12 protein-coding genes are annotated in these 12,919 nt (G+C 48.1%); 4 read left to right on the forward strand and 8 right to left on the reverse strand.

Features of this window, described 5'->3' with window-relative positions; translation table 11 throughout:
- Window positions 1–30 precede the first annotated feature (30 nt).
- Window positions 31–543 carry a hypothetical protein gene (locus tag ACXYMU_RS01100; RefSeq protein WP_458984495.1) on the forward strand — a complete coding sequence of 171 codons (513 nt, stop codon included), beginning with the start codon at window positions 31–33 and terminating at the stop codon, window positions 541–543.
- 83 nt (window positions 544–626) lie between these two features.
- Here the strand turns inward: ACXYMU_RS01100 and ACXYMU_RS01105 are convergent, their stop codons facing one another.
- From ACXYMU_RS01105 to ACXYMU_RS01120, 4 genes are all read right to left on the reverse strand, one after another.
- Window positions 627–1,034, reverse strand: coding sequence for a VOC family protein (locus ACXYMU_RS01105; protein ID WP_458984496.1), 408 nt, complete (start codon window positions 1,032–1,034; stop codon window positions 627–629).
- Window positions 1,035–1,376: 342 nt separating this feature from the next.
- Window positions 1,377–2,018: a hypothetical protein gene (locus ACXYMU_RS01110; RefSeq protein WP_458984497.1), complete on the reverse strand. Its 642-nt coding sequence runs from the start codon at window positions 2,016–2,018 to the stop codon at window positions 1,377–1,379.
- A gap of 103 nt (window positions 2,019–2,121) precedes the next feature.
- Window positions 2,122–3,060 carry a DUF5677 domain-containing protein gene (locus ACXYMU_RS01115; protein ID WP_458984498.1) on the reverse strand — a complete coding sequence of 313 codons (939 nt, stop codon included), beginning with the start codon at window positions 3,058–3,060 and terminating at the stop codon, window positions 2,122–2,124.
- Window positions 3,061–3,166: 106 nt separating this feature from the next.
- The gene (locus ACXYMU_RS01120) at window positions 3,167–3,535 is read right to left on the reverse strand and encodes a hypothetical protein (RefSeq protein ID WP_458984499.1); all 369 of its coding nucleotides are present in this window, start codon (window positions 3,533–3,535) and stop codon (window positions 3,167–3,169) included.
- Window positions 3,536–3,789: 254 nt separating this feature from the next.
- Between ACXYMU_RS01120 and chrA the strand changes: the two genes are divergently transcribed.
- On the forward strand, window positions 3,790–5,139 hold the full coding sequence (gene chrA, locus ACXYMU_RS01125; RefSeq protein ID WP_458984500.1) for a chromate efflux transporter: 1,350 nt from the start codon (window positions 3,790–3,792) through the stop codon (window positions 5,137–5,139).
- A 217-nt stretch (window positions 5,140–5,356) separates the two neighbouring features.
- Here the strand turns inward: chrA and ACXYMU_RS01130 are convergent, their stop codons facing one another.
- From ACXYMU_RS01130 to ACXYMU_RS01140, 3 genes are all read right to left on the reverse strand, one after another.
- Window positions 5,357–6,169 (reverse strand): hypothetical protein, encoded by an 813-nt coding sequence (locus ACXYMU_RS01130; RefSeq protein ID WP_458984501.1) that lies wholly within the window; start codon window positions 6,167–6,169, stop codon window positions 5,357–5,359.
- 494 nt (window positions 6,170–6,663) lie between these two features.
- Window positions 6,664–7,149 carry a hypothetical protein gene (locus tag ACXYMU_RS01135; RefSeq protein WP_458984502.1) on the reverse strand — a complete coding sequence of 162 codons (486 nt, stop codon included), beginning with the start codon at window positions 7,147–7,149 and terminating at the stop codon, window positions 6,664–6,666.
- Between the two features lie 378 nt (window positions 7,150–7,527).
- Complete coding sequence (locus tag ACXYMU_RS01140; RefSeq protein ID WP_458984503.1) at window positions 7,528–8,517, reverse strand: aspartate-semialdehyde dehydrogenase; 990 nt, start codon at window positions 8,515–8,517, stop codon at window positions 7,528–7,530.
- A 321-nt stretch (window positions 8,518–8,838) separates the two neighbouring features.
- Between ACXYMU_RS01140 and ACXYMU_RS01145 the strand changes: the two genes are divergently transcribed.
- Entirely contained in the window at window positions 8,839–8,964 is a 126-nt protein-coding gene (locus ACXYMU_RS01145; protein WP_458984504.1) for a hypothetical protein, read from the forward strand.
- Between the two features lie 126 nt (window positions 8,965–9,090).
- Entirely contained in the window at window positions 9,091–11,655 is a 2,565-nt protein-coding gene (locus ACXYMU_RS01150) for a lamin tail domain-containing protein (protein ID WP_458984505.1), read from the forward strand.
- Between the two features lie 23 nt (window positions 11,656–11,678).
- On the opposite strand, the gene ACXYMU_RS01155 is transcribed toward ACXYMU_RS01150, so the two are convergent.
- Window positions 11,679–12,887, reverse strand: a complete 1,209-nt coding sequence (locus ACXYMU_RS01155) for an alpha/beta fold hydrolase (RefSeq protein WP_458984506.1) — start codon at window positions 12,885–12,887, stop codon at window positions 11,679–11,681.
- Between the last annotated feature and the right edge of the window lie 32 nt (window positions 12,888–12,919).

The following is a 12,919-nucleotide window of genomic DNA, read 5'->3' on the forward strand; positions in this document are numbered from 1 at the left end:
TTATTTGAAAGCATACACACGTATAGTTTAATGAAACGATTTTTATGGCCCCTGCTGGCCCTTGCCCTTTTTGCCGGCTGCTCCGACAGCAACAGCGACCTGAATGAAAAACTGATGCAAGCCGTAACCGAAGGCGAAACCAACGCCGAAGGGTATAAGACCATTGATATGGCTGCGGTGACAGACTTTGACTGGGATAAGATGTATTATTTTCAGCCTAACGAAGACCAAAAGGCTATCAGCGACGCCATTGGCTTCAGGTGGGAGGGCTCCGGCGTGCAGAGCGGTTCGCGGCGCCTGCTGTTCGTAAAAGGCGAAGAGGTGGTTTCGTTTGTAGACTACGTGTATGAGGAACTTCCACTATTTGTCTATGGCTGTGAGGATGACAAATGGATATACCCCCAAAGCCGCTCCGAGTTTGCCAGTTTCAAATACTACGCCGGCGGGAAGGAAGTCTATGCCTTTATACCGGCCAGGTGCCTTGAAAACATAAAAGACCTGATGGAGCAGCAATGCCCAGAAGGGACAGAAGAAGCAAAATAAATGGAAGCCGGACATGTGCCGGCTTTTTTATTGGCGAGCAGGTATAAACTAGCTTGTAAGCGAGGAAGCTTTAAGCCAAATTCCTACTTCGTCTCGCTGATCTCAAATAAATGTCCATCGGGGTCGCGGAAAAAACAGCGGACTTCTGAGTTGCGTTGTTTTGGAGGTGTAATGAAATTTACTTTTCGGCTCCTAAGCAGCTCATACGAATGCTGGCAGTCTTGCACTCGGATAGTAAAGGAGTGGCTGACTGAATTTGGATCAGGGGGTGGCACAAAGCTTATATCGGGTTTGTCTTCTGTGGGGCCTCCGGCTGTGACGAGCAAAATCCAGTTATCCAAAAATTTAAGAACGATGGAGTCGCCGCCATACTGCCTGTATAATTCTGCCCCCAGTTTGTTCAGGTAAAAGTCTTTTGACTTCTCCATGTCTGAAATGACCAAGATTGTGGTCAAGGCAGCGTCTTGGAAGGGGTTGGTATTGGCAGCCATAGGAGTTGTGCTTGATGTCAATTCTTTAAACGTAACTTCACATGCCGGTAGTTGTGCCTGTTTGAGCCGCTGCGTGGAGAGTTTCTGAGATAAGAAAATTTGGGCTGGGCCTGCTGGGTGTAAGTGCTTTGCCTCATCGGCGATAAATCCTGGTGTTTGGGCAGGTGTTTAATACGCTTTTGGTACACCAAGTGCACCACGCCTGCAACATAAAGTATCTGGACTGCAACCACGGCGGCATAAAGGCAGCGTAGAACTGGTAGCCTAAAATACGGAAGTATAAAAGCCAGCCCAATGTATAAATCTATACTTTGTGCCGGCTTTTATACTTCACAGAGACTGCTAATAGTTGGCTATTATGTATTTATCCTTGCGTAGCTTCCGGGAAAGGGAGCGTGCTAGGTGGTTGTGCAAAGTATCGTATCCGGCTGATATGCCCTGCACCATAGAGTCTGCGAACCATACCGGGTGCAGCGTCTGCGAATCCAGCAGGTAAGTATAAAAAACAGCGCTCGGCTCTGTGTCTGTGGTGGTGGTGCTTACATGGTCGAAGTGCACGGTGGTGTAATCGTTGGTGTACCAGTAGTTGCGCAGGTTTACCAGCAGAATGCCGTCTACGCCCGTAGCCCTGATTTTTTCCAGAAACTCGCTATAGCTCACATTGGCGTTCAGCTTAAACACGTCAGAAGACTTGACAATACGCGTTTGCGCCTGCTGTTGCTGTTCCAGGTTTCGGGTCAGCGTTTTCTCTAGGTGCTTTCTGTATTTCAGGTTCTCCAGGTTGTTGAATTTGCCTCTGATATGCTGCTCATATGTTGCAGAATCCAGTTGATTAAAATCTGTGCCGATGTCGGTTACCAGCGTCATGATGCCCACATAAGGCTTTGCAGGCTCCTGCACTTTAGCAGTAGAGGTAGAGGTGACGGCGCATCCTGAAAGAAACACAAGACAAAGTGCCAGCAGCGGGAATATTGTTTTCATCATGATCAGGAAGGGGTTAGGTGTGAATGGTATGTAACGTTTAGTGCAGGCTATGAACGAGGCGTAGCCGATTTAAAAACCTGAGCTTTATTGGCTGATGTTATTTTTAGTCAAGATTGATCTTTAGCATCTGTTCTTTACTTGCTACCCTTTGATAAAGATCTTTAACTGTATGGTACCAATTTGTGTAATCTTGTTTCTTATGTGAGTGCCTCTTATCTACGAAAAGGATAAATAATTTTAAGGATAAAGTCATGGCATAACTTGTCACAGCTTGAGCATCTTTAGGATATCTTAACTGAATAATCTCCGCTCGATTATCAATAGCACCTACTAGTTTACCTTGAAGTATATCTGTCCCATGAGTAGGACCTGACCAGTATCGATATAAAATCTCATAGAGCCCTGATAAATTTAAACGCTCTGCAAGTTCTTGTATATTTTTTGGTCCATCAAAAAGCCTATACCAAGCAGGGTTCTTCTCACCTTTACTCTTCAAGCGCTCGTATTCTTTGTTAGCGTTAAGATAGGATGGTTTTTTTAACAGTGATTCTAAATTTTGAATCGCATAATTAAGCTTTAGATTTTCAGGAATCTTGAATCCATTGATTGCTTTATCACTATTCAATTTTTGTTGTAATTGTTTTACTTGCTCATTTCTTGAATCAAGACTTTTGTAAGATTTTAAATTCTTATGCGTATGCCAAACCATAAAAGCCATGCAGCGGTCATTAGTGTTTTGCTCTAGCATGTACTCAATCCCAAAATAAGTTTCAAGTGCACCTCTTAATATCAACTTACATGGATCAACAGAAAAACTCTTGACGAGAATAGATATTGAATCTATTAGTTCTAGAAAGTGCCGAAGCGATAATATGATTGGAATTTGCTCATCTCCACCTTTTGCAGTATCTAAATCCCATTTGAGAATATGAGACCCAAAGTTTACTGTCTCTTCTATACCTTTTGAAAATTCATAAAGCAGTGCACGCACTCCATCATTTGCTAATTCTCTTGGTATGATTTCTTGAATTGGTTGTGTCAACTTCTTTTTTATTTAAATACCAGCCAACTACCTGCTCGCAGGAGTGCCTACTCCCACTACCTGCACTATGTGTGGGGTTAAAAGCACTTGGTTGGCAATATTTTCCTTACTTATTTAAAGGAGCGCCAACGGCAACAGAGCAGTCGTGGCCTAGTTGGCCATGCGGCGGATTAATGCCTCCGGCTACTGCGCCTTTGATGGTAGGGGTGGGCGGTGCCACAGTTGGTTGCATGTTTAGGCCTGGCTGCGCCGGCAGGTCCAGCGATGCCCCCACCGGGATGTCGCAGCGGTGGTTAGGCTGGCCATGCGCAGGGTTTACGTTGGCTGTGCCCTGTGCCGAAGTATCCGATGCAGCCGGGGTAGCCATGTTCAGGGGCGTAGGCGTAAATGTGTTCTTCTGCTCATTTTCAGAGGAACAGGCTGCAACGCTCAAAAGGGTAGCAGCAGAAAGTATGATTTGATAAGGTATTTTCATGAGGACAAAGTAATAGGGTAGCGTATGTGTATTATTCTGAAAATATAACATATTCTTAGCTTCTTTGTATAAATTAAGCTGAAGAATTTCTGGTAAGTACCGTATAGCTATTGTTTAGTATGTAACCGGAATAGCACTTCCTGCATCCTAATCTATTCTTACGCTGAGGTGTTGGCAGGCTATGCAGCTATTACCTGCGGCACAAAAAGCTATAAGGTTTTGACCTTCCGCTGTTTCTTTACCATATATTTTTGATGAACATGCTGGTAAGTTCTTTCCCTGTTGTGCCTAACAACCAAAAGCCTAGCTTTAAAGAGGCCTTTTACTTTTGGCTGAAGCTTGGCTTCATCAGTTTTGGCGGGCCGGCAGGCCAGATCAGCATCATGCATGCGTTTGTGGTGGAGCAGAAAAAGTGGGTTTCGGACTCCCGGTTTCTGCACGCGCTCAACTACTGCATGCTTTTGCCGGGGCCTGAGGCGCAGCAGTTGGCAACCTACATCGGGTGGCTGCTGCATGGCCTGCGCGGAGGCCTGGTGGCTGGCGTGCTCTTTGTGCTGCCTTCGGTGTTTATTTTGTTGGGGCTGAGCATGGTGTATGTAAGTTATGGCAGCATACCTTGGGTGGCGGCACTCTTTTATGGGCTTAAACCCGCTGTGGTGGCCATTGTGGTGCTGGCATTCATCAAAATCGGGAAAAAAGCGCTGAACGGGTCGCTGCACTATCTGTTAGCGCTGTCTAGTTTTGTACTGCTCTATTTTGCCAACGTCCCTTTCCCCCTCATCATCCTGGGCACCTTGCTGCTTGCTTTCACCTTGTCATGGGGCTTTCCAGATATGCTGCGGCAGCACGGCTCCGATAGGCAGGAGCCAGCCCAAGAGGCCGAGTACTTCATCAATGCGCATACCGTCCTCCCGGATACCGGACTCACCCCACTGCGCGTTGTGAAGCAGGTGAGCATGGCGCTGCTACTCTGGGCATTGCCTTTTGCACTGTACTACCTGCTGCTCCCCGATGCCGATTTTTGGAGAAGGCTTTCACTGTTTTTCACCAAGGCGGCTTTGGTTACTTTTGGCGGCGCCTATGCTGTGTTGCCTTATGTGGCGCAGGTGGCGGTTGAGCAACTGAACTGGCTAAGCAGCCACCAGATGATCGACGGTCTTGCCTTGGGCGAGACCACACCGGGACCCCTGATCATGGTGCTGGCGTTTGTGGGGTTTATGGCGGGGTATAATCACTTTGGTGGTTCCCTGCTGATGGGAAGCATGGGTTTGCTGGCCACCACCTTTTATACTTTCCTGCCCTGTTTTGTGTTTATACTGGTGGGTGCGCCCCTGGTGGAGCAGACGAAGAGCAACCGAAGGGTGAAAGCTGTTTTAGGGCTCGTGACGGCTGCTGTAGTGGGGGTAGTCCTGAACCTGACGGTATACCTGGGGCGGGCCGTGGTATTTCGGGCAGATGGCAGTGGGCTCGCCGCCATCGACTACTTCAGCCTCAGCTGGGTGCTTGTGTCCATTGTAGCGATGCACCGCTTTAAAGTAGGTATGATTCCGTGGATAGCCATTAGCGCACTAGCCGGGCTGATGATGTTTATGGCTGGTTATTAGTGTTTTATGGTCTATGCTATAAGGTGGCGCAGCTAACTTATAGAATTTGTTAGGCATTTGTTTTTGTTCTTTCTGTACCCATTTATTCTGGATAAAACCCCTACTTCTGTAGGTAAGAAGTAGTACATCAGGCCCTATTACAAGCAAGCTTTTCTCTTTGTATTTAAAAACTGTTATACAAGAGAACTGACAAAGTACAGGATAGAATAACTAGCAGTTACTTTTCACAATTATAACTATAGCTAAAGGTATCCGTTATGCTCTTGTCAAGTCTTGTTCTGGCCTCTAGAGTAGTGTAGCCGTCTAAGTTGTATTCAAATATGGAAGTATAGGAGTTTTGTTTAGCAACAGAGCCATCTGGTCTGGTTTTAGTGAGCTTTGTAATATTGCGGTAGTAAGGATATCCAAGGCTTTCCCCAAACGCAACATCATTAATAAAAGGCAGGGCCTCAAAAAAAGCGCGGTCTCTACTATCGTATTCCAGCGAATTTGACTCCACAAGCGTTCCTGCTGGTCTATAGAGCCTAGCTGTGTGCATCAGTCCATTGCTGTATTCATACAACCAAACTTCAGTGGTAGCAGTTGGTTCAGTAATGGTTACGCTTCTTAGTTCTTTTGGGGAGCTATATTCATATGTTTTGGTCTGCAACTTCTTTGTAACACTAATACTTCCCTCCTCTTTCCCAAAAGTAGTAACTCTTGTAAGTAATCCTGTAGCATTATACTCATAGGTAGTATAACTATCTAATTTGTCATAAACGTAATAAGTCCTTTGGGATATTTTGTTTTGCGAGTTAAACTCAAACAACTCCTTAATGTAAACTCCTCCATCAGTAAACGATGTTTCCATTCCAAGCAGCGTTCTGTTTTCATCATAAAGGAACTCTTGAAATCTCCCTCCGCCATCATTTCTGACATCAAAAGTGGCCATTCTGCATACATCGTTATTTAGAAACACTGGCTTCACATCTTCCATAGAATCACATGAAACAAAAGCCAGTAGTAGGCATAAGTGCAGTAACGTCTTCATTTATTGAATATTAATATTTTTTTAAATTTTATACGTATAATTTCAATATATTCAATATGTTCTAATAAATAATTTTACGAAGCACATCATTTGCTTTATTAGTGAAAACTAAATATTAACTAAAACATTTCAGGAAATACTGACACCTGAGGGTAAATTTAAATTTGAAACAGTGTCGCTCCTTATTCTGACTGTTCTCTGTCCATTTTACGACGATCCGATAGCTTCTTTCCCCGATGAGGTAATGTTTTTGCTTTATCCCCATCAGCTTACTGTGGCATTCCCAAGAATTACTCTGCCTCAATCTCAGAGGTACTGATAGACATGTAGCGGCCACCTCCTATTCAAGTTAGTAGTCGATTGAAATCTTTCTGTAAACAATGACTATCATTTTCGCAGCTTCCATATTTAGATTATGTCCAACGTTACTCGTGTAGCCGATGGGTGAGGCGTAGCCGAGCATAGAAGCTGTACGGGGTTAGCTGTAGGAGCTTCTATTGTTCCAAAAGCTTAACTGTTCTGTCAATATCATCAATAAATGGATGTAGATAAGCTGGTAGCTGCTTTTTGTTAGGATCAATTACCCAGAACTTCTTAATTCCATTCTCAGCGTACTCAAAATAGAGCATATCCTGCTTCATATCATCAAGCGTGCCTATAGTACCGCTTTGAGTTAGAATCAATTGCTGTGGGATTTTTGAAATTATCGTGCGTACCTGTTTATACTTGTCTTTGCTCAGCTCTTTATAGTTACCACTATGAAATGTATTAAAAGGTGGATAATGGGATGTATCTTCTTTATAGAGCTGTAGAGTGCTGTTTTCAATCTTATATATTTTGATGCATTCCCCACTTTTGCATTGCCCATAAAGAAGACCAAACACAAAATAATCAGGTTCAGACACTTTTTTCTCAATATAGGATGAAGCCAGGAATGATAGAAGCACCAGGAGACCAATATAAAATTTGTTTGCTTTCATATCTGAGATGTTTAATGATTTCACTTGCAGCTAACTAGCAGATAAACGGAGGTCCATTCGGTATATCTGCACTATGGGTAGAGCGTTTGCTAATGTAAGGCCTCATTGCATTAGCTTTTCTACTCAAGGAACTGACACGCTCTTACAGACGGAAGATAAGCAAAATGCTAAATGCAACAGGCCGCTTCTTTAAATTCTTTCTGCCACAGTACCATATTGCTGACAAGCACCTGCTGTGATAACCGGTAAGTGAGCGTTTTTAGCTGGCAGCTGAGAGTGGGGTGGCCTTGGCGAACGGCGAAAGCGGTAAATGTACCCGGCAACAAAAAGGGGAACCATAGGGCTCCCCTTTTCAGGTTTATTTTTAATGTCTGAAACTTACACCAGTTCGTGCTTCACCAAGTACTCGGCAATCTGCACGGCGTTGGTGGCGGCGCCTTTACGCAGGTTGTCGGCCACAATCCACATGTTTAGGGTGCGCGGCTGCGTTTCGTCCAGGCGGATGCGGCCTACCAGCACCTCGTCCTTGCCATGGGCATCCTTCGGCATTGGGTACTGCAGGTTCTTTACATCGTCTACCACTACCACACCCTCCGTCTCGTTCAGGATGCTGTACACCTGGTCCAGCGTAAAGTCCTTTGCAAACTCTACGTTCACCGACTCCGAGTGGCCGCCCATCACCGGAATGCGAACTGCCGTAGCCGTCACCCGGATGGAGTCGTCGCCCATGATCTTTTTCGTTTCGAGGATCATCTTCATCTCCTCTTTGGTATAGCCGTTGTCCTGAAACACGTCGATGTGCGGCAGCACGTTCAGGTCAATCGGGTAGGGGTAAGCCATATCGCCGTCTTTGCCGGCACGTTCGTTCATCAGCTGGTCTACAGCCGCCTTGCCTGTGCCCGTCACCGACTGGTAGGTGCTCACTACCACGCGCTGCATCTGCAGCTCCTTGTGCAGATTGTTGAGCGCCACCACCATCTGGATGGTCGAGCAGTTCGGGTTGGCAATAATTTTATCTTCTTTTGTCAGCTCGTCGGCGTTGATTTCCGGCACCACCAGTTTCTTGGTAGGGTCCATGCGCCAGGCTGAGGAATTATCTACTACTGTAATGCCTGCCTCGGCAAACTTTGGGGCCCACTCCGTGGAGGTGCTGCCGCCAGCCGAGAAAATCGCAATTTGCGGGGCCGCCGCAATCGCGTCCTGCATTCCGATCACTTTAATCTGTTTACCTTTAAACGTCATCTGCTTGCCAACAGACCTCTCAGAAGCAACCAACAACAACTCATCCACCGGAAAATTACGCTCCTCCAGTACTTTTAAAATTTCGCCGCCAACCAATCCTGTGGCGCCTACAACTGCTACTTTCATTGTTTTAAGGTATAGATATTAAGTTAATTTGATTCTAAGATCAAAAGCGCACCAAAACTGTTCATCGCACAATTAGCGCAGCAAAACCTACGGATGCAGTTGCAAATTAGTAAGTTTTGAATAAAATACACCTTCTCATATAAACTTTGCAATGCATAAACCTATCATTTTGTATAAATTAGGAGGACGGTCTGTTACATAAAATCCAGGGCGAAACTTCCTTAAAATTGTGTGAAGAGGTACGAAGCGCTAGGAGAAAGCATAACCGGCAAGAGGTATTCGGCCAATAAATCAGATGACAAATCCTCAAAACATAGCTGGATGAATAATCAGGTATGCCTCTTGGTCCTGTTCCCCAGCACAACCATCGGGATGAGTAGCGCGCAGTCTAAAAAGGCAATACAGAAGCTACCATCCCAAACCTATGCCGAGAAGCTGCAAGATTAACGTCCTCCTCCTTGGATAAGGGGTAGGGGTGGTTTGGCCCGTTTCTGCATCAGGTAAACAGTTTGCGCCGTGTTGCTGAATCATTTATGGGTTTCACTCAGTACACAGTACCCGCAACCCCTGCCTATGAAAAAAGCTATACTCGCACTTCTTCTGCTGTTGCCTATGCTTGCCCAGGCACAACTACAGGAAAGTTTCTCGGACGGCGACTTTATACAGAACCCCACCTGGACGGGGAGCGAAAATAACTTTATAGTGAACCCGCAGAGGCAACTGCAGAGCAACGGGCCAGCTACCACCGGCACAGAGCTGCAACTGGTAACCCCATCGCAGGCAATTACAGGCACCGTATGGGAGTTCTGGGCAAATTTAAAGCTAGCAACCTCTGCCGCTAATTATGCTGATGTGTTTTTGGTAGCAAACGCAGCAGACCTGAGCATGGCCAACGGCTACTTCGTGCGGCTTGGCGGCACGCCCGACGAGGTGAGCTTGTTTCGGAAAGACGCGGGGAAACCCCCGGTATACCTTATCAACGGCGAAGACAAAACCCTTGGTGGCACCGACAATGTGGTGCGGGTGCGGGTGAGCAGAAGCGTGACGGATGTATGGCAACTTGACATTGACCTATTGGGCAACGGGCAGGAGTACAGCAGCCAGGGCACTGCCACCGATGGCACCTACAACCGATCCAGCTATTTTGGGCTGTACCTGCATTACTCTTCGGCCAACAGCCAGAAATTCTTCTTCGATGATTTTAAGATCACCGATACGCAACCACCCGGTTTGACGCAGGTGCAAACCAGTGGCCCGGAAGAATTGACGCTGCGCTTTAACGAGCCGCTTTTGACACAGCAAGCGAGCCAGGCAGCACACTATACCCTCAACGGTACGCAAAAGCCTTTGATTGCAGAGCTGACAGAAGTGGGCACTGTGCGGCTGGTTTTCAGTGGCCCTTTCAGGCCAGGCGAGAATGTGCTGCAGCTAACAGGTTTAGCAGATTTGTACGGGAATGCCCTGACATCAACTCATGAGGTGAAGTTTGGTTTTGTGCCGACTGCTGTGCTGCCAGGGTATAACCAGCTGCTCATCACTGAGATCATGGCTGATGAAACGCCGGCAGTGGAGCTACCCGCGCAGGAATATATCGAGCTTTATAACCCAACAAATGAAGTGTTGTCGCTGAAGGGGATCCGGTATGCGGATGCTACTTCTACAGCTACTTTTCCGGATGTGCAATTGTTGCCGCAGGAGTATGCGGTGGTGGTGCCGAGTACGCAGGTCGAAAATTTTAAGGGGTATGGCAAGGTGATTGGCATCAGCAACTTCCCGAGCCTGAACAACAGCGGCGAATTGCTGCAACTGCGCCAGCCCAACGGCAAGCTCATTTCGGCTGTGCAGTACGCAGACACATGGTATAAGAACAGCAGTAAAAAGGAAGGTGGCTGGAGCCTTGAGATGATCGATGTCTCCAACCCCTGTGGCGGTATAGAGAACTGGTCGGCGGCGACGGATGCGCGTGGCGGCACGCCAGCGGAGCCCAACTCAGTGGCGGCACAAAACCCTGACAACCGGCCACCGGCACTGCACCAGGTGGTAGCTGTAACAGTTAATAAATTGCTGCTTCGTTTTGATGAACGCCTGGATAGCATGCAGGCCGCATCCCTTACCCGCTATACGCTGAGTCCTGAAATAGCTATACAAGCTGCAGCGCCGCAAGGCCCCTTATTCTCGGAAGTACTCCTGACCCTGGCCGCTCCCTTACAGGAAAAGCAAGCGTATACGCTTACGGTAAACGGTATAACTGATTGTGCCGGTAACTTAAGCGCCGCCCACCAGCTTTCCTTTGCCCTGCCTTCGGCCCCTGCTCCGGGCGATGTGGTCCTAAACGAAATACTCTTTAACCCACGCCCCAACGGAGCCGACTTTGTAGAACTGGTGAACCGCAGCGATAAATACCTTGACCTGAAAGACTGGAAGCTGGCCAACACCGGCGGAGACAGCATCACCAACCTCAAGGTCATCACAACAGCCCATTATGTACTGGCACCCGGCCAGTATGTAGCGCTTACCGCCAACCCCGATAACATCCGAAGCAATTACCCGAAGGCACAGAACTTATTGCGCATGAGCAGCCTGCCCACTTACCCCGATGCGGCCGGAACGGTAGTGATAATACAACCAAATGGCCAGACAGCCGACCAATTCAGCTACGATGAGAAGATGCACTTTGCGCTGCTGGATGATAAAAACGGTGTTTCGCTGGAACGGGTGCGGCTGGATGGACCAACCCAAGCCGGCAATTTCCATTCAGCAGCCAGCACTATCTTCGCTACGCCGGGGTATAAAAACTCGCAGACTCAGGAAGGGGTGGCGACAGAGCGCCTTTTCAAAATAGTACCGCAGGTGTTCTCTCCCGATGGCGACGGCTTCGACGACTTCACCACGGTAAACTACGCCACAGACAAAGCGGGGCTGGTCGCCAATATTACCGTGTTTGATGCGCAGGGCCGTGAAATTCGGAAGCTGGCCCGCAACGAACTCTTAGCGGCCAATGGCTTTTTCCGGTGGGACGGCTTGCGGCAAGATGGTGCTAAGGCAGGCATGGGCTACTACCTCTTCTACATCGAGCTATTCGGGCTGAATGGAGAAAAGGCTACTTTTAAAGAGAAAGTAGTGGTGGCAGGCCGTTAGGGAGGCGCCTTAACCACCAGGCGTTAAAACTGCCGAATCCAGGGTATGACAGAGCGGAGCATCGGCTCGAAGGCTGAACTGTGGCCTTTCCCCTCTACCGGGATGAATTCGAGTTGTTGGGCGCCCCCCTTCTTAAATTGCTCGTAGGTTGCCTGAGAATTGCTGAACGGCACAATGTGATCGGTGGTGCCGTGGTAAAGGCGGGTAGGGCTTTGCGGTACCCAGCCCGGAAAGCTGTTGGCCTGCAGAGCTTCTTTCAGCGCCACTTCCTGCTGGCTATGTTGCAGGCCCTCGAAAAATGAAGCACTGAAGAGTTGCTTGGGGTCAGTTGTTAGTTCGCGGTTGATGGCACTGCCGCCCTGGCTCCCATCAAACAAGTCGGGAAGTTTAGATGCGTAAGGTTCCCGGAAAAAGTCGGTGAGCGGCCGGTTCCAATTGTTGGTTGTGTTGTACGCCTGTAGCACATAGGTCAGGTAGGCAGGATAGGGGTATGGCGCACCAGATTTGATAGTACCCAACATCTCCACCAGGTTATACCCCCCTGCGCCAGCCGCCGAAGCCGTTACTTTCAGCCCGTGCGCCGGATTGGTCTCGATCTCTTTCTGCGCGGCCAGGGTTACATAACCGCCCTCAGAATATCCCACCAGAAATAATTTATCGCTGACAGGCACCTTATGCTGCTTGTACAGCGCCTTTGCCGCCTTGATCATGTCCACAACAGCCAATGCGGAATGCAGCTGGTCGTAATAAGGGTGCAGGATGTCTTTGGAGGCGCCAAAACCAATGTAGTCCGGGAGCAGCAAGACGTAACCAGCCGAGGCAAAGAGCTCAAACCCGGATAATTCCCTGAAGTTTGACGGGGCATCTGCATGGGCGAAAATAGTGCCGTGCTGAGCACTGATTACAGGTGCCGGTGCTGCCATGTGCTGCGGCATGCATACCAGCCCGGAGGCATGTATGGCGCGGCCCTGGTAGGTAGTGGTGTACACCATCCGGTACACCGATATGCCGTACTGCACTTCTGAGCCATACGTGCTGTAGCCTTCCGATAGAACCAGTTGCTGCAGCAAGTCCTTCGGAACGCTGAGCAGCAGTTCCGAGGAGACGTATGGCAAGGCTTCTGCAGGAACTTTGGCGGCTACTGGAGCCGCCGCCGCTGCTTCCTTCTCGCAGGAGGTGTGGCTGAGCAAGACGCAGCACAGCAGTATAGGGTAAAGGAATTTTCTGAACACAGGAACAAGGGCTAGTGGCAATTGAGCAACAG

The sequence above is a fragment of the Pontibacter sp. CAU 1760 genome, assembly GCF_054482735.1.